General features: G+C 55.0%; 1 other RNA gene. It reads left to right on the top strand.

Annotated features, from left to right (window positions below):
* Positions 1–342, top strand: a transfer-messenger RNA (tmRNA) gene (gene ssrA, locus C7I36_RS16955); the annotation flags it as partial.

The following is a 342-nucleotide window of genomic DNA, read 5'->3' as shown; positions in this document are numbered from 1 at the left end:
TTAGGATTCGACGCCGGTAACAAAACTTGAGGGGCATGCCGAGCTGGTAGCAGAACTCGTAAATTCGCTGCTGCAAACTTATAGTTGCCAACGACGACAACTACGCTCTAGCTGCTTAATGCGGCTAGCAGTCGCTAGGGGATGCCTGTAAACCCGAAACGACTGTCAGATAGAACAGGATCGCCGCCAAGTTCGCTGTAGACGTAACGGCTAAAACTCATACAGCTCGCTCCAAGCACCCTGCCACTCGGGCGGCGCGGAGTTAACTCAGTAGAGCTGGCTAAGCATGTAGAACCGATAGCGGAGAGCTGGCGGACGGGGGTTCAAATCCCCCCGGCTCCA

The organism is Zobellella taiwanensis, assembly GCF_003012795.1.
GTDB classification, from domain to species: Bacteria; Pseudomonadota; Gammaproteobacteria; order Enterobacterales; family Aeromonadaceae; genus Oceanimonas; species Oceanimonas taiwanensis.
Note: the sequence above shows the minus strand (reverse complement) of the source record. Positions and strands in the feature narration are given on the sequence as shown.